The organism is Bradyrhizobium sp. ORS 111, assembly GCF_045571485.1.
GTDB lineage: Bacteria > Pseudomonadota > Alphaproteobacteria > Rhizobiales > Xanthobacteraceae > Bradyrhizobium.
Genome location: NZ_CP120701.1, coordinates 1,289,993 through 1,306,465 on the forward strand (window position 1 = coordinate 1,289,993; position 16,473 = coordinate 1,306,465).

The 16,473-nt window shown below is 59.4% G+C and carries 18 protein-coding genes and 2 pseudogenes; 11 read left to right on the forward strand and 9 right to left on the reverse strand.

The window, feature by feature from the left end:
- Positions 1–23: 23 nt before the first annotated feature.
- Positions 24–482: a PaaI family thioesterase gene (locus P6U30_RS05925; RefSeq protein WP_407168567.1), complete on the reverse strand. Its 459-nt coding sequence runs from the start codon at positions 480–482 to the stop codon at positions 24–26.
- Positions 483–803: 321 nt separating this feature from the next.
- On the opposite strand from P6U30_RS05925, the gene P6U30_RS05930 reads away from it, so the two are divergent.
- From P6U30_RS05930 to P6U30_RS05960, 7 genes and pseudogenes are all read left to right on the forward strand, one after another.
- Positions 804–1,643, forward strand: coding sequence for a LysR family transcriptional regulator (locus P6U30_RS05930; RefSeq protein ID WP_407168568.1), 840 nt, complete (start codon positions 804–806; stop codon positions 1,641–1,643).
- 274 nt (positions 1,644–1,917) lie between these two features.
- Positions 1,918–3,018 (forward strand): annotated as a pseudogene (locus P6U30_RS05935) (IS5 family transposase).
- Positions 3,015–3,329, forward strand: coding sequence for a hypothetical protein (locus tag P6U30_RS05940; RefSeq protein ID WP_407168569.1), 315 nt, complete (start codon positions 3,015–3,017; stop codon positions 3,327–3,329). The pseudogene P6U30_RS05935 and the gene P6U30_RS05940 overlap by 4 nt, the downstream one beginning before the upstream one ends.
- 298 nt (positions 3,330–3,627) lie before the next feature.
- Entirely contained in the window at positions 3,628–4,185 is a 558-nt protein-coding gene (locus P6U30_RS05945) for a hypothetical protein (RefSeq protein WP_407168570.1), read from the forward strand.
- On the forward strand, positions 4,178–4,723 hold the full coding sequence (locus P6U30_RS05950; RefSeq protein ID WP_407168571.1) for a hypothetical protein: 546 nt from the start codon (positions 4,178–4,180) through the stop codon (positions 4,721–4,723). Before P6U30_RS05945 ends, P6U30_RS05950 begins: the two co-directional genes overlap by 8 nt.
- 220 nt (positions 4,724–4,943) lie before the next feature.
- Positions 4,944–5,288 carry a hypothetical protein gene (locus P6U30_RS05955; protein ID WP_407168572.1) on the forward strand — a complete coding sequence of 115 codons (345 nt, stop codon included), beginning with the start codon at positions 4,944–4,946 and terminating at the stop codon, positions 5,286–5,288.
- A 3-nt stretch (positions 5,289–5,291) separates the two neighbouring features.
- The gene (locus P6U30_RS05960) at positions 5,292–5,825 is read left to right on the forward strand and encodes a cupin domain-containing protein (protein WP_407168573.1); all 534 of its coding nucleotides are present in this window, start codon (positions 5,292–5,294) and stop codon (positions 5,823–5,825) included.
- An 877-nt stretch (positions 5,826–6,702) separates the two neighbouring features.
- Here the strand turns inward: P6U30_RS05960 and P6U30_RS05965 are convergent.
- From P6U30_RS05965 to P6U30_RS05995, 7 genes and pseudogenes are all read right to left on the reverse strand, one after another.
- The gene (locus P6U30_RS05965) at positions 6,703–8,784 is read right to left on the reverse strand and encodes a DUF4387 family protein (RefSeq protein ID WP_407168574.1); all 2,082 of its coding nucleotides are present in this window, start codon (positions 8,782–8,784) and stop codon (positions 6,703–6,705) included.
- Between the two features lie 203 nt (positions 8,785–8,987).
- Positions 8,988–10,253, reverse strand: coding sequence for an alpha-keto acid decarboxylase family protein (locus P6U30_RS05970; protein WP_407168575.1), 1,266 nt, complete (start codon positions 10,251–10,253; stop codon positions 8,988–8,990).
- A 117-nt stretch (positions 10,254–10,370) separates the two neighbouring features.
- Positions 10,371–10,445, reverse strand: a pseudogene (locus P6U30_RS05975) (hypothetical protein); the annotation flags it as partial.
- A gap of 54 nt (positions 10,446–10,499) precedes the next feature.
- Positions 10,500–10,631, reverse strand: coding sequence for a hypothetical protein (locus tag P6U30_RS05980; RefSeq protein WP_407168576.1), 132 nt, complete (start codon positions 10,629–10,631; stop codon positions 10,500–10,502).
- A complete protein-coding gene (locus P6U30_RS05985) occupies positions 10,628–11,491 on the reverse strand; it encodes a hypothetical protein (RefSeq protein WP_407168577.1) in 864 nt (287 codons plus the stop codon). Before P6U30_RS05985 ends, P6U30_RS05980 begins: the two co-directional genes overlap by 4 nt.
- A gap of 318 nt (positions 11,492–11,809) precedes the next feature.
- Positions 11,810–12,772 carry an alpha/beta hydrolase family protein gene (locus tag P6U30_RS05990; RefSeq protein WP_407168578.1) on the reverse strand — a complete coding sequence of 321 codons (963 nt, stop codon included), beginning with the start codon at positions 12,770–12,772 and terminating at the stop codon, positions 11,810–11,812.
- Entirely contained in the window at positions 12,717–12,986 is a 270-nt protein-coding gene (locus P6U30_RS05995) for a hypothetical protein (protein WP_407168579.1), read from the reverse strand. The genes P6U30_RS05990 and P6U30_RS05995 overlap by 56 nt, the downstream gene beginning before the upstream one ends.
- Before the next feature lie 288 nt (positions 12,987–13,274).
- On the opposite strand from P6U30_RS05995, the gene P6U30_RS06000 reads away from it, so the two are divergent.
- Together P6U30_RS06000 and P6U30_RS06005 are read left to right on the forward strand one after the other, a co-directional pair.
- Positions 13,275–13,784 (forward strand): TetR/AcrR family transcriptional regulator, encoded by a 510-nt coding sequence (locus tag P6U30_RS06000; protein WP_407168580.1) that lies wholly within the window; start codon positions 13,275–13,277, stop codon positions 13,782–13,784.
- A gap of 126 nt (positions 13,785–13,910) precedes the next feature.
- Positions 13,911–14,837, forward strand: coding sequence for a LysR substrate-binding domain-containing protein (locus tag P6U30_RS06005; protein WP_407168581.1), 927 nt, complete (start codon positions 13,911–13,913; stop codon positions 14,835–14,837).
- A gap of 42 nt (positions 14,838–14,879) precedes the next feature.
- Here the strand turns inward: P6U30_RS06005 and P6U30_RS06010 are convergent, their stop codons facing one another.
- On the reverse strand, positions 14,880–15,164 hold the full coding sequence (locus P6U30_RS06010) for a hypothetical protein (protein ID WP_407168582.1): 285 nt from the start codon (positions 15,162–15,164) through the stop codon (positions 14,880–14,882).
- A 571-nt stretch (positions 15,165–15,735) separates the two neighbouring features.
- Here P6U30_RS06010 and P6U30_RS06015 point away from each other — a divergent pair.
- The gene (locus tag P6U30_RS06015) at positions 15,736–16,065 is read left to right on the forward strand and encodes a hypothetical protein (protein ID WP_407168583.1); all 330 of its coding nucleotides are present in this window, start codon (positions 15,736–15,738) and stop codon (positions 16,063–16,065) included.
- Between the two features lie 108 nt (positions 16,066–16,173).
- Positions 16,174–16,365 carry a hypothetical protein gene (locus P6U30_RS06020; protein ID WP_407168584.1) on the forward strand — a complete coding sequence of 64 codons (192 nt, stop codon included), beginning with the start codon at positions 16,174–16,176 and terminating at the stop codon, positions 16,363–16,365.
- The last annotated feature ends 108 nt before the right edge of the window (positions 16,366–16,473 follow it).

A 16,473-nucleotide genomic window follows, 5' to 3' on the forward strand; every position in this document is an offset into this window, starting at 1 on the left:
TATCCTCGAAGATAAGAGAGACGCTAGATTTTGAAATGGCGCGCGGGCTCCGTCCCCGGGAAATCGACGGCACGCATCGTGGCCGTAATGACCGCGCAGATTTCCTCTTTACCTGCACAGACGCTATAGACGTCGACATGAGAGACACCGATGGTTCCACCAACCCGCAGGGCCTTAGCTCTCGCAATAAGCGAGTCCCCGAGCGCCGGCGCCAGGAAGTTGACATGAAGATCAACAGTCACCGCGAATTTCCCCTCCGGGAAAGCAGTTGTGACGGCAGCTCCCGCGGCATGATCTGCCAATCCAGCGATGACGCCCCCGTGAAATTGGCCATGTACCTGTTGAAGGTCGGACCGGCGATCGAGCGCCATCGTCACTTCGCCGCGCCGGACCTCGAGTACACGCGTTCCAATGCTACTTGAATATCCTGCGCGAGCGGTAACGCCCTCGACCAACTCCTTGAGTCGTTCAACAGTCGCCATCTAGTGCCTCCCAAGCGCGTCATGATTTCAAGCCGCCCCATACTTGACGTGAATAGCTCACGATTGCAGGACTCCAATCCAAGAACTTCACGGGATACGGAGTGATTTTGATGGCGCGCCGGCTCGTTGTAGGGGTTAGCGATTGATTATGAGCCTGAACGACAGCGCCGACTGCGCGCTACCCCGCTCCGCGAGCCTTTTTTGTCTATTTTGCCAGGTTCGACATCTTTGGATTCCTCTCTGCTGTCCTTTATACTGCGGCAATCCCGATGTAGCGCAATGCCCGTCGGCTCTATGCGATCATATAGATGGCTTTTATAGATGCAGATTCATCAGCTCAGATACCTCATTGCTATCGCCGAGGCGGGAAGTTTTAGTGCCGCAGCGAGACGGGCGTTTGTCACGCAGCCGACCCTGTCTGCCGCAATCGATAGTCTCGAGATTGAGCTGGGTCGAAAGCTGTTTGAACGACAAGCGCGTGGCGTAGTGCCGACAGCCGAATGTGCTCGTATTCTCGAGCACGCGCGATCGGTGCTGAGAGAGATTGAAAACATAAAGTCACTGCAGTCACTGACTGCAACAAGGCGCCCCATCAGGATCGGCGTGCTCGTCAGTATTCCCGCTGCGTTGCTTTCTGAGTTGCTAGCCCCGCTCAAGCAGATGCTGGCCGATCGCCCGAGCAGGATAGAGATTGCGCCGCTCGCCAAGTTGCGCGAGCGCCTAGGGACAGGACGCTATGACGCAATCATCACGAATCTTCGCGAGAGGACCGATCGTAGTTACAGACAGCTGGAATTCACGAGAGACAGACAAGTTTTGGCCTTTCCAAAGTCGACGGTTGCCCCGGTCCGTCCTACACCGAAAATCCTGCAGCTGCGCCCAATCATCGTGCGAACGCATTGTGAATTTCTCCAAAGGGCGTCACGGATTTTGGACGAGTGGCATGTCAGACCTATCGTCGTAACGAAAACCGACAGTGACAGCTTAGCTTTGGCAATGGTGGCTGCCGGGTTCGGCGCATGCCTTGTTCCTGATAGTATGCGGGACAGCAGGGTTGATTTCATCAAAATCGATGGTGTCGAACTTGAACGGCGTATCGGTATCGAGTGGATCAAGGGCGCAGCGGGCGGACTATTCGATGTCCTGTCGAAGATCCGATGAACGCCCCTCTCGGTGCGACGCGAAGCGACGAGCTCAGGAAATCGCGAGGCGCGCAACTCGGTACCTCGGGCGGTGCTCGGACTTTTTGCCGCAACTCGACGGTAGCTGCGGTGAGTTCGGCCGTTTGATCGAGGAGATGTTCGACATTAGGAACATAGGCGGCCACGCCTAAGACGACTCCACGCGCGAGCCGTCTAACAGGCTGTTGAAGAAGTTGGTGGCGGATCGTTTCGCATCGTGATTCTCTAGGACCCGGATTTAACTGGGGGGCGCGATGCGGGGGAGTGACGAACGGTCCGGCTCACTTTTCAGTTATGTGGACCTGGAGGCTCGAGTTCGCGCCGACCATCCGCTACGGGTGATCGGAGACTTGGCGAATGCGGCGCTGGAAGGCCTTTCTGGCGAGTTCGGCAAACTTTATACGAACTTCGGCCGCCCCTCGATCGCACCGGAGAAATGCTTCGGGCGATGCTCCTGCAAGCGTTTTATGGGGTTCGCTCCGAACGGCATCTGATGGAACGGATGGAGTTCGATCTCCTGTTCCGCTGGTTCGTTGGGCTGGGGGTGGACGATGCGGTTTGGGACCATTCGACCTTCTCGAAGAACCGCGACCGGCTGTTTGAAGGCGAGATTGCGGCCAAGTTCCTGAACGCGCTTTTGGCGCGGCCAAACGTCAAGCGTCTGCTATCGAGCGATCACTTCTCGGTGGATGGTACGCTGATTGAAGCCTGGGCTTCGATCAAGAGCTTCCGGAAGAAAGATGGTAGCGATAAAGACGAGGATGGTCCGGGACGCAACGCCGAGCGAAGCTTCCACAAGGAGAAGCGACCCAACGAGACCCATGCGAGCACGACCGATCCTGAGGCGAGGCTCTACAAGAAGGGTGATGGCCAGCCGGCTAAGCTGAGTTATATGGGCCATGCTCTGATGGAAAACGGTAATGGTTTAGCGGTTTTGGGTGAGGTGGGCCAGGCGACGGGCACCGCCGAACGGGAGATTGCGCTTGCCATGATCGACAGGCGAGAAGCGCGAAGCGGATCACGCTGGGGCGGATAAAGCCTATGATGTCACGCAATTCGTGCACGAGCTGAGAGATCGATCGGTTACCCCGCATATCGCGATTGATGGACATCTGAGTAAGACCGGCAAGCGGCGCAAGACGGCGATCGACGCACGTACGACGCATCACAGCGGCTACGACGTCAGCCAACGCTGCCGCAAACGCATCGAAGAAGTCTTCGGCTGGATCAAGAGTTCCGCTGGCTTGGCCAAGGTCAAGCTGCGAGGCCGCCACCGCGTAGATGCCGTCTTTGTCCTGGCGCTTGCAGCCTACAATCTGATCCGGCTGCCCAAGCTTCTGGCGGCACCGGCATGAGCATTCGGGGCAGATGGCAGGTCGTCGAGACGCCGGGCTACGACATGGCCTTGGCGGGCGCCTACATCCTGTTCGATGAGGCCGGCGGCGAGTTCGCCTTCGATTGCCTCACTGGCTCCATTCATGGAGCCTGCCGCGGCGATGCTGTCGAGTTCGGCTGGCAGGGAAACGACGAAATGGAGCCAGCCGAGGGTGACGGCTGGGCCGAACTAAAGGATGACGGCTCACTCCAAGGCGAGATCTGCCTCATCAACGGCGACAACGTCCCGTTCATCGCACGACGTTCAAAGGCTTCTTCAACAGCCTGCTAAAGGTTACTACGCCCAAGCTGCTCTTCCAGCACTTTTCCGCGGAGAAGTACGGCGTTTGCCGACACGTTGAGTGCGGCCCACCCGACCGGAAAACCGCATGTGCAAGGCACTGACACCGCCGATCCCTTGTCACGCCTCATCTTTGCTGACGCATTGCCGCAACTATTTCGATTTGTCTTTGGCAAGCCGTTCATCGATAGAGCAAAGGATGTGTTGAAGTCTCGTGGGTTGGCGAACTGTTTCGATAGGCGCCGCGCGCAGTAGGACACGTGCCAAAGAACAAGCTTGGAGTGCAGCCATGCCGAAAGCAGATCGCATCCCGACATCGGCTCAATTTCGTCAGCGTCGGAAGAGTTGTGTACTTCTCAAGTTGAATTGTTCGCATCGTCTTCTGCCATCGATTTTCCGATCTCGCTCGCCGCAGCCATTCTCGGGTAGCATCGCAACGGCGCAAACCGGCAAGGCGCAGGTGTCCATGCAACTATGGATCGCAGCAGGTCTCGGACTGCTCAATATCGCCAACGGACTGGCGATGTTGATTGCAAGCTCGATCTGGTGGGCAGTGGTGCCCGGGGTGCAGGATACGGGACCATTTAACCGCCATTTTGTCCAGGATGTCGGAGCGGCTTTTGTCGTTGCCGGCGTCGCGCTTGCCGCTCGGGCCTGGCGGACCGAGTATTGGCCGGCTTCCTTGGCAGGTGCGGGATTTCTGGGCATCCACAGTGCCCTTCATCTGGCAGAGATCGTTGCTGGACACAACCATCAAGCCGCGGCGGATCTCGCAACCATAATTCTCCCCGCGGCGCTCGCGGTTTACGCAGCCTTGCCCAATAAAGGAGATAGACGCTGTGCGTAGCTTTATCGCGCGATATCTTCTGTGCCAGGTGAGCAGGCGTTACGCTTACGACACGAGCTATCTCGAAATGATGCTCAAGACCTCGCCCGCGGCTTTCTTCAAGTTTGCGGCGCTCATGAAGGCGGCGAAACACCGGGAAGCGGTCGCAGTGGAGCCTTGGTTTGCCGCAAAATTAACCGGGGCAATGGCTGAGGATTGTGGGCCATGCACGCAGCTGTGCGTGGACATGGCGCTGGAGGCCGGCGTTCCCAGAGATCAAATCGAAGCAGTATTGCGTCGCGATTTGCGAGCGATGAACCCAGACACGGCGTTGGCTTTCCAATTCGCGGATGTGGTGGTGGGTCGCTCGGCGGATCATGGCGCATGCCGCAATGCTGTTCGCAAGCGCTGGGGCGATAGAGGCGTTATCGATCTCGCCATGGCACTGCAGATGGGCAGGATCTTTCCCATGCTCAAGTCGGCGCTGGGATATGCCAGCGAGTGTCGCTGTGTCAGAATCGAAGGCGATCAGGTCGACGTCGCCAAGCGGGTCGCTTGAAGCAACAATCCGATAGTCCAGGGTGGCAGGGCTCCCCATCGTTGGTGATGGCAATGGGATCTGCGAGACGATGAAACTGGATCGATAGGGGACATCTATATGACGGCATCAGGCCAATAGGCATTGCTTTGTATCGTCATCGTCGCAGTATTGAAAAGATGTCGAACGTAGCAAAGCCAAGCAAGCTGGCTGCGGGGACCGCAACGATCCGGAGAATTGCATGACGGTCGCAGATGTCACTCTTGCCGTATTCACATTGTTTAACAGTCTTCGTTTTTTGGCGTACGTCCCGCAAATCGTCAGGGCGATTAACGACCAGGGCAGTGCCGAGGCCATTTCGTTTGGAACATGGAGTCTGTTTCTCGCATCGCATGCGTCGGCAATGGCCTACGCGATCGAGAATCAAGGGGATTGGAAGATGGCATCCCTGTTTATGAGCAATGCCATCGGCTGCGGCGCGATTCTGTTGATCGTGGCCTGGAAGCGCTCTCGACAGCGCAGGTGTAGGGCGAGGCAGATCGGAGACAAACTTGGCAGTACAGGCACCGCGTCGTCCGGCGTCTGAAGAATGAGACAGATCGTCGATCTGTCCCAAGGGCGATTGACTGCCAGCAAGATAAACCTAGGAGAGCAAACGATGCGTATAGGGTGTATGACGGCAGCAATGGCCTATGCATTGACATGCGCGGCTTCGTGGCCCATCGCGCAACAAGCTTTGGCTCAGAGCAACGAGGAGGTTGTCGTCTGGCTTCCGGAAGACATGGTCTACAAAGGGCCTCCCGGTGCTCCCCAGCATATCACATTGATCGGGGACCCATCAAAGGCTGGCCTCTATGTCGATCGAATAAAGTTCACCAGTGGAACCAAGGTGATGCCGCACTGGCATCCGGATTCGGCCCGCACCGTCTTGGTCATGTCAGGGACATTCTATTTCGCGGTCGGTGAGACGTGGGACGAATCCAAGCTCAAAGCTTATCCGGCCGGCACAGTTTATTCGGAACCGCCCAACACGCCACACTACGCTTGGGCCAGAAACGGCGACGTCATCCTTCAAGTTACAGCTATTGGCCCAACTGGCAGCACGCTGGTGCAAGGCCGATAGCGGCGGAAAGGTTGGTCTGCACGGGCTTATCGGGTTGCGATGACCGCAGTGCCATTCCGAGTCCTTGTCGGGGTTGATGTGCCGCTAGGCCTACCGAGAACGCCGTCGACGGAGATGATGATGGCGAAAACCAGCTACCACAAGCAATCAGGCGGCTTTCTGGCATCTTCTTCAGTTTGCATCGATCCGGGAAGTCGAGCTTTGGAGTAAGATGAATGAAGCTATTCCCCCAGCGTGCTTCACGTTTGCTGCACTAGCTCTTTATGCGCTGAGAGCCACAGAACTTGCAGCGCTCGTCCATGCTGTTGACGCGGCAAGGACGACCGGCATGGTGACCGCGAGAACGGGCAATTCCAGCGATAGCGATGGGTCATGTCAGTATCCGTGACCCTCTAAACCGGCTGGTTCTGTCGGACATGCGCTTGCCTCGCCGATGAACCTTTACCTCTGTTGATCGACCCATGATCGGATGGAAACGTGGAAACAATGGAGTTTCCCATGCTGATGCGTCTAGCGATCGTGGCAGTCGCCGCCAACCAGATTGCTGCGCGGCTTTTCCTCTTTCTATATCTTCACCCCATTTGATACTGCTTGCGGATCCGACGGTGTAGGCCGATTACGCGCACGTCGTAGAATTGGATATTGAGGCGAGCAAACGGACAATCTGCCCCGCCTGCCGCGCACGATGCTGCTTGCTGCACCAGACCGGGTTGTTCCAGGCGGGAGGATCGATTCGGCCCCCACGATGCGATTTGGTTCGCCAAACGGCGATTTGCCGCGATCGCAACGAATGACAGCCACCGGCGGCCGGGCTGAGCCGCTGCTCTACGCGTTACGCTGCCCGGCTGAAACGCAGTGAGCCGGCCAAATAGTATGCTCACAACGACGAGGCCTTGGCGAGCATGGTCCCGTAGATCGGAATGCTGAGCCCCTCGATGGCGGCCTGCTGCTGCGCTCCGAAAACGTCCCGCTCGTCCGCCGACGCCGAGATGTTCGGCCGGTCGATCGAGATCTTGATGGCGTTACACGTGTCGACGAAGAAGGTGCCGACGACCCGCTCACGGGGCAATCCCAGAAGCTTGGCAATATTACAGCTCGAAAAGACGTTCGAGTGCAGTGCGGCTTCATAGTTCTCGGCCGACGTGAAGATGATGTCGAACGTCAGGCGGTTGATTCCTGCGTCCTTGCTGCGGATCACGACGGCCATGTCGAGCAGGCGGTTCGACTTGAGCAGCACACCCGTCGGCGGCGCATCGGCGATCAGCGATAGTGTGCGATCGTCGAGATTGCCGGTATAACTAGTTTCCCCGATGTCCTCATAATGCGGACGAGCGTCACCTTCCCGCGTCCACGACGCGCCGTCCGCTCGGAAATAGGTGATGTCGAACATCACGTTCTTGATGACGTGCTCGTTCTGCAGCAGATGATAGAGCGACCATTCGTACGCGTCGGGCGCATCCAAATGGAGCCGCGAGGTCGATTTCGGCTTTGCAAGCTTGGTGATGCGGTCGATCTCGACGGCGTGCCGCGCGGCCAGCCGCTGCGGATCGCGGTCGACGGTCCGCAGCAGGATGGCCGGATTGGCTGCGTCCGCATCCGTGATGGTGAAGGTCGCATTCTTGATCGCATCCGGGAATTCGTGCTGAATCAGGTTGATGACAGCCTCCTTGATCTTCGGATAGTGCTCGAAGAACACCGGATCGCGCGTTCCGCTCGGCACAATTGCACCGAACAGCCCATCGTCACGGCGGAAGCTCACGAGATTAGGAGACAGAGGATAGGCAATGTTGCCGGCCGTGGCCTTGCGGCCCGGATAGCCGTAGTGAATCAGATAGTGTGTCAGCAGGCTCGCCAGCAGAACCGCCGCTTCCTGTGTCTTGGCCGAGGTTTCGATGATGATTCCGAGCTCGCGCTGACTATCCTGGACCGGCTTTGCCTGCACGCCGTTCCGACCATAGATCAGTACGTCGGCTGGGATCTTCTCTAGGTCGGCCGGATCGATATAGATCACCGAGACCTTGCGGGCGCCAAGCCTCCGCGATCCTTCCAGCTTGATGCTCCACGGCCAGGGTTTGCCTGCACGAACGAACCTGCTGTTGCGGATGCCGGCGACACCAGAGTTGCGCGAGAAGAACTCCGTCTTCTCCATCGCAAGCACGCCTTCGGGATAGAACTGGAGTTGCGGATGGCTCTCCTCGTACAGCGAGTGCGCCGCAATCGAATACGCGGTGCAGCGTCGTGCCGGATTGGGCGCGACGAACAGCGCCGAGCCATCGTCATAGATCTCGGCGACGAGGCAGTCCGACGGTGAGCCGGGATCACAGGCAAGCGCGCCGCATTCCAGAATGTGGCCGACATGGTAGGCGAGGCCTGCATCGATGCCGCGACGGATCATGTCGGAGGCAAATAGTGCCACATCGCAGGAACGACCGGCCAGCACGTATTGTGCGCCGTCCTCGAGGGCGGTGATCAGGGGGTGGATGCCCATCTGCCCGACGATGGCGCTTTCGCGCAGCGCTTCCTCGCTGAGCTCGGGGCCGGCGCCCGTTGCGCGCAGGGCTCCCTTGCGAAATTCCTGGATGACGAATTCCGGATCAAGTTCGGCACGGATGACGGCGACCTTCGCGTTAGTCACCTCAAGCTCACCGAAGACTTCCTTGGCGAGGCCGATCATCCAGTCGAGGTTGCGGTTGCCGCCCGCCATGCCGCTGGATCCCAGGATCACCGGGCAGCCGAGTTTCTTGCCGGCCTCGACCATGTGACGGAAATCCGCCTTCACGGCTTCGTGCTCAAAATACTCCGTCCCGGTGCCAAGATAGAAAGGCCCGGCATCCATCGAACCGCCATCGCAGATGATCGCATCGACGCGGCCGCGCAACGCGTTTTCCAGAGACTCCTTTGGATAGCCGTAACCAAGAGCGCCGCAGGCGGAAACGACCCGGTAGATGAGCTTTGCCATGATGTATAACTTTCCTGAAGGGGGGTGAAGCCTTCTCGGTTCACCACTGGTGCTGGCGGCCACTCTGGTCGAGGAACTCGGCGAAAACAAATACGGCTTCAGTATGCGGGTATCGGTGCCAGCTATGGCCGACGTCTGTTCAGCGATTGTCGTAAAAGGCGGCTGCCGCCGCGATCACCGCGGCGGCAAATTCCCGGTAGAGCCTATGATTTGTAGAGGGTTGCCACCGCATCGTGGAGCTTCAGCGCCAGCGGCGATGCAGCGTAGGCATCCGTCACGACCTCGATGTAGGCACCGGTTTTGGACCTGCCGGCGTCTTCCAGCGCCCGGTCGAATTCGTCACAGGTGGTGACGCGCGCCGTGAGCCAATCGTCGTTCCCGAAGGCCTTCGCCAGGTCAGCGTAGTGCCACGGGGCGATGTCGTTGTAGGCGATGCTCGGCTCCCTGCAGAGCAGCCGTTCGATCAAATAGCCGTTGTTGTTGAGCACGAAGATGATCGGCGCCAAGCCCAGGCGGCCAAACTGGCTGATCTCCTGCACGGTAAGCTGATGCGCTCCGTCTCCCGTCACCAAAACGACTCGGCTGTCCGGTGCGGCAACTGCGGCGCCGAATGCCGCCGGCGTCGCCCAGCCGATCGAGCCCCAGAGAGTCTGGTTGTGGAAGGTCGCGCCCTGCGGCAGCAACGCAAACCCCAGGCCCATCGAGACGGTACCCGTTTCAACGACGAGGATGTCATCCGGCTTCAGGAAGCGTTCCCACCGCGAATAGAGGGCGGGGGCGTCGATTGGGTCGTTGTCCTTGCCACTCACTTTGCCGAGGGATTTCGCCTTGATTCTGGCCCAGCCGCGTTTCGGCAGGTGATCCACGAGAGCAACGAGCAGATCGGCCATCTCAACATCGTTGAATCTCCTGCCGCCGATCTGAACATGGTGATGATTGATCGCGATGGTCTTTTCCGGCGAAAGCCGTGCGGTGAAGGCGCCGGTGTTGAAATCGGTCAGGGGTGCACCGACCAGCATGACGCAATCGCAAGCTTCGACGAAGGTACGCACCTCGTCATTCATCAACGCTCCATTATAGATGCCGACATAGGACGGATGCTGCTCGTCGAGCACGGACTTGCCCATGAGCATGGTGCTGAACGGCAGTCCCGATACATCGATCAAGCGCTGCAGCACCTCGCGCTTGCCGGTCCGGCTGACGAGAATACCGGCGATCACGCAGGCCGTGCGCGCCATGTCGAGTGTCGTCGCAATGGCCTCGACGGCGGCAGCGAGATTGTCGGGATTGCTGCGCGGAGGCGAGATAGGCGTCACCTCACCAAGCACCGGCTGATTGGCCAGATCGGCTGGAAAAGCCATGTACACGGGGCGGCGGTGATAGAGCGCTTCCGCGATTAGCCGCTCGGTCTCGTAAACGGCATTTTGCGGCGTCATCACGGCATGTCCACAGACGACCGGTTCTGTCATCCGGCGGAAGAGCTCATATTCGCCGTTACCCAGCGTATGATGCATCGGTGCCCGAGCAGCCCGCGTTGTCATGTTCGGACTGCCCACGAGGTGAAACACGGGCAGATGCTCGGCATATGCGCCCGCGATGCCGTTGATCGCGCTGAGCTCGCCGACGCCATAGGTCGTGCACAGCGCCGCCGCTCCCTTGATGCGCGCATAGCCGTCCGCCGCGTAGGCCGCGTTGAGCTCGTTGCAACATCCGACTCAGCGCAAGTTTGGATCGTTGCAGATCGCATCGTTGATAGAGAAGGCATAGTCGCCGGGCACCCCGAACACGTCGGTGATACCGATGTCGTGAAGGCGGGAGAGAACGTACTGGATGACGGTCTTGGTCATGATGAGCTCCGATTGGCTTCAAAGGGAAGGAGGCGATTGGAATTGGGCTGGAGGATCGGTGCGCCGCGGCAGTGCAGCAGGAACAGGCCTGTATTCCACAAGGCCGAGAACGTCAGGCCGAAGGCGAGGGCGGTCCATTTCCCGAGCGGTACCGCAAGCAGGTAGACGATCACAAACGCCAGCGATATGCCGAGGAAACCTGCGAGGCTGTTGGCGATCACGGCTGCTGCCGCCCGCCCGCCGAGCCGGCGCTGCAGGATGATCATCAGCGAGAGATAGAGAACAGGCGCAGCAGCCAGTACGCCCGTCCACATGGGGGTGGCCAAAAGGCCAAGGACCTCGATCGCACCTACCAGCAGTGCAACGGCGAGACCTCGCATGATCAGATCACCTGCGTGCTGTCCTGGCGCTGACGCCGTTGCGTGACGATATGGCCTGACGAGGACGATGCAGAGCGGGAAAACGCATGCGCCGAGTAGGAGCGCAGTGGGCAAGCCCGAGTCTCCCCAGAGCGATAGCGCGAGATAAACGAGCCAGATGCACATTGCCCCGCCGACGCTAATAGTCGTCGATAGACGTTGTGCAAGCAGCACGTAGGACGTTGCGAAGATGGCGGTCGGAATGTTCTGGGCAAAGGTCGACAGCGCTGTCTGAGAAATGAAGAGAGCGTCATGGTCCTGCGCCAGAAAGAAGAAAGCCGGCCCCGACGTGACGGGCAGCGTTGCGAGCAATGCGCCGATGACGGGGCCTGCCTTTTCGGCAAGTACGGTGACGGATACGGCGATCAGCGCCGAAAGCCCCATCTTGAGCAGCAGCGCGAACACGAATCCTTCATGGATGTGAACAGCAGCGAATGGCATGTGGTCGCCTCCGGAATGGTGTGCACTCGCCGCCGCGTGCGAGCGGCGGGACCATCTCTCAAGCGCGGCCCGGTAACAAATACGGTTTGGCTATACGGCTATTGGTACGCCAGATGGCCGGCGTTCTGCCGCCCAGCGTGCGCGGCGAAGCTAGCAAATCCATCGCAGTAGTTTTGAAGAGCTAGCTTGCCGTGATCTGGCAGACCGTATTGATGATCCTGCCACGGATTCACGCGATCACTTCGGCGATCGAGCCGCCGATCGGATCTACCGCGACTCGCGTCGCATGGGCCGCGCAGCCAAAAGAGAGGCTTCAAATCAGAGGTGGAAGATATCGTCCATCCAGCCTGTGGCCTCCTGGGCCAAGCGAAGTCGGTTGTTGACCTGTACGTGGCCGTCGGCCCCGGAAGCTGCGTCCAGCAGAACGAACGCCTTCCGGCTCGATTTGATGTCGCGGTGCCACGCATGAGCTTGTGCCGCGAAGACGGGCGAGTCGCCCGCGCCGAGGATTGAGAGGAATGGGACAGTGACCAAGGCAGGATCGGCGATCATGTTCGATGTGCGCGCCAGGAAATCCTGTGGGTTGCTCGCACCTGCTTTCCATAACGTGACTTGCGCGCTGCGCAGGGCCGATGCCGAAGGCGTCTGCGATGATTTCGCTTTCTCTTTGACCGCCAGCGCGAACATCTCGGCCGGGTTCGGAAACGGCGTGCTGGCGATCACGGTGGCAAAGCGTTCATCATGGCCCGCCGCGCGTGCGGCGAAGTACCCGCCCAGACTGAACCCGATCAAAGCAATACGGCCGGGCTTCGCGCCGAAACGGCTGACGAGCAGATCAACAATCGCAGCGATGGGCTTCTCCGCTTCAGCTTGCCAATAGAGTCCGTCCGCCTGCGTGATGCCCTGTCCTGGGAGATCGGCCAGGGCGACGGAGTAGCCGCGGTCGAGAAGGTTGCGGCCGACGGTCAAGAACAGATCTTCAAAGCAAGTGTCGGCACCGCCTATCACGAGCACCACGGGAGCATTCGGATTCGCATTCTGGAAATAGGCGCCCGGCAGTTGCTTGCCGGCGAAAGGCACCCCGAAATGAGACGAGGGGAGCGCAAGCTCCTTCATGGCTGCGACAAAGGCAGTCTTGTGTTTGACCACGAGGGACCTGAACAGATCGCCGGGGCCTGCGAATTGCCAGGCCGAGCGGTAGCTGGCGAACGCCTTGAGCCGGGCCTCACCGGCGGCACGCTTTCGCCCGTGCACATTCCAGCTGTCCGCCTGGGCGTTCATGGCGTCGCCGTAGTGAGAAGGCGCGCACCCAGCTGTCCGCATCGCCATCTGTAATCTGCGAAGCGATGTAGAAGGCCTGCCCGATATCAAGGCCGCCCGCGGGACCCCAGCCGAGCGCCGCAACGAAAAAGAGGTCCATATCCGGATCGGCAAAGCGATAGGTTTGGCCAAGACGCTGATCGGGCCGCTTGTCGGTCGCAGTGGATTGCGCCATTGACCCCTCCGTGGCCAAAGTTGCAGCAGCGAGGCTCGCTCCAGTGACGATTATCGTTCTCCTATCCATTGCTCAACTCTGTTCTGAGAAAGGTCTCTGAAACTGACGACCGTTGCGATAATATGAGTATTGCTCACATCCTCAACTCGCGTTTGGCGCCACGGGCGATTCCCAGTGAAACCGACATCAAAACAATCAGTTAGACGCAGGACGCCGCAGCAGGCTCGTGCCCAAAACAAGGTCGACCTCATATTGGAAGCTGCCACGCGGCTCATTCAGCGAGGCGGCATGGACGGCCTGACGACGAATGCAATTGCTGAAGCGGCCGGAGTCAGCATCGGCACGCTGTATCAGTATTTTGATAACAGGGGCGCGGTCCTCGAAGCGTTGTCGGGGCGAGAGCTGGAAGGACTGTCAAATCGTGTGATGCAGGCGATGACGACTGCACGCGCCGGGGCGACAGGAGAACGCATTCGGATCATCGTGCATTCCATACTGACGAGCTATGGCGGGCGGCGTCGGGTCCACCGAGTTCTGCTTGAACATGCGTTGTCGCGCGGACCTGCTACCAGGCTGAACCCGCTCCTCAAGAGCCTGACCGACATGCTGACGACAGCCGGCCCGGACGGCTCGGGTGGCGTGAGAAGACCTATGCGCCCGGCGGACGCATTCGTTCTTGTCTACGCCTTCGCCGGCGTGATGCGCGCGGTGGTGGCGACGGAAAATAAGCAGGTGCCACAGCACGAGCTGGAGCAATCGCTGACCAGGCTCATCGCCGGCTTTGTCGAGGGCAGCTAGAGGAGGCTTGCTCGCGGCTCGGCGCGGGTCTCGCCGTTTCCATGACGCGACACCAGCGAACTTGACAGCTCGGCGTCTTTGTTAGCACTTTGCAACCATCGGTTTACCGCTGCAGGAAGACGGAGGATGCAGTACCGCCATCTCTATTATTTCGTGAAAATCGTCGAAGCCGGCAGTTTCTCTCAGGCTGCCAGGACCATTCACGTGGCGCAGCCGGCCTTGAGCCAGCAGATCGGCGAACTGGAAGCGTCGCTAGGCGTCGCATTGCTGCATAGAAGTGCACGGGGCATCAAGCCGACGGCTGCCGGGCAGCGGTTCTATGACGAAGCATCCTCGATCCTGCGCCGATACGAGAATCTGCCGGCCCTGGTGCACTCCAAGATCGGTGAAATCGAAGGGCCGGTCAGCCTCGGGATGCCGGCATCTCTTTCCACGACCCTGGTCGGGCCGTTCATTGAGCTGTGCCGGGCTACTCATCCGAAAATCACGCTTAGATTCGTCGACGGCGATAGCGAATTCCTGCGCGAGGAGGTCGAGAAGAGTCGCCTGGACCTGGCTCTCATTTTTGAAGATGAGTTCTTTCCCACGGTGCAGCGGCAGCCGCTGTTCCGGCAGGACCATTATCTCGTCCGCAGCAAGCAATCGGCTCCGATCGCCGGCTCAACAATCCCGATCAACGAACTTTCGGAGATCCCGCTGATCCTTCCGGGTCAATCGAATGCGCGGCGAATCGTTATCGACCGCGCTTTCGCAAAGGCTGGAATCTCGGTGCAGCTCGCCGCGGAGGCGGCCAATATCTCGAGCGAACTTTCGGCGGTGCGCTCCGGCGCTGCCAGCACCATCCTGAATCTGGGTGACATGTCAGGTTTCTCGCTCGCCGACTTTGCCGAGCCTGTGCTGATTACACCGACATTCCATCTTACCTGCTGTCTGGTTTGGTCAAATCAGTTCGCGCTGACGCTGGGCGCCGAAGGCGTGAAGAAACTCCTGATCGACTTTCTGAGAGAGCAGATCGAGGGCGCCCGGAAGCCGGGAGCGGTTTGGGTTGGCTAAATACCGATGGGCAGGCACCGCAAGGTGCCTGCCGTTCGTCCGCTAACGGCCGGCCCCGCCATGCCCCGCTGCAAATGCTATGCCTGCCTCGGTCTCTTCGATGGCCTGGCGGACCAGCTCCGCCGCGCGTGCTCGGTGGCCACCCTTGTTCGGCGTCGCCTCCTGTAACGACTGCAAGGCTTGATGCAGCGATGCAAGCGCACGCTCCATGTTGCCCTGATAAGCCTTGGCCGATTTTGCTGTGGCCGCTAGCAACCCGATGCTCGCAACGCCGGTTGCGACAGTCGCGGCGAAGCCGCGGCGCGTGAACTGAGAATCGATTTTCATGCTGTGTTCCTTCTCTCGATGCGGAAATGCCAGGCGGCTGATCGTTCGCTCATGATGAGGCGACAGGCGCCGTGCGCCACTTCCGTGGTCGATCCATCGCTCCGCGGCAAATACGGTTTGAATATGCGGGCATAGCCCTCGCCGATGGCGACGGATCGGCGTGCCGATGTCGTGTTCAGTGATGAAGGTCGTAGACCGTAACGACTTCGTGAAAGCGCGCGCATCGAAGCGACATCGACGCAACAAATGGTCGTCGTTGCCGAGGCGCGGATACGAAGCGTAACGCTTTGATAGGCCGTACCAAAGGCCAGTCGCGCGGGCAGCTTCAGGACGAGCCGGTCGGCATCAAAGAACTAACCTATAGGCCGCGCAGATACCTGCATATGGAAGCTGTATTTGTCCGGGATGCCAGCGTGGATCATTAGTCGCGCCCGTTAAGTGGCGGCCGGAGCGGAGCACTCGCTCGTGAATCTTTTTCGGCGAGACTGAGAAAGAGTCAACAAGCTAAGCTCTGGACTGAAAAGTGAATGCCAGCAGATGAGGGGCTCCCTGAGGAGCCAAGCAATGAGCCATGTCGAATCGACTGTCGATAAGAGCACGAAGCCAAGCGCTCGCATCCCACATCCTGCCGGTCTCGGCGACGATGATCGGCGTTTGCGCGACGCTGATCGGCCTGGTCAAGCTTGCCGAAGCAAAGCATGGATCGTCGCATGTCGACGAATACGCCGCTCTCGCATCGGTCATGTTCCTGGCGAGTGCGCTGACATCTTACCTCTCAATTCGATATTCCCAGCGCGCCGGCCTGAGCTATCGCATCGAGCAGATCGCAGACCTGATCTTCCTTGCCGGTCTGATCGGGATAACGCTCGTTGCGACGCTGTTTGCCTATGAAGTGATCTGACCAACAAGGCTTCGCCAAGGGACCGCCTGGCGAGCTGACGCGGTGGTGCGTCCGACGATGCACTCAGAAAGAGAATAGATTCGTTCAATCAACCAGAAGAGAAGGCCAATGTATCGCAAATCAATCAAGCTCGCCGCCGTTGGCGGCATCGTCCTGACGCTCGCCAGCAGCGCGGCGTTCGCGGAAGGCACAGCAGCTCAACGGCAGGCCTGCACGCCGGACGTGTTCGGCTGTGCAGCCATTTCATCCCGAATGTCGGCGAGATCGTCGCTTGTTTGCGAGGCAATGAAGCCCGGCTGAGCGAGGCGTGTCATGAGGTGATGTTCGGCGGCCAGGTTGAGCCGGAAAGATACTCGCCGGCTCGCTCGCAAGCGGCATGGACCCGATGAACGGCCCGGGCGCTGGCAA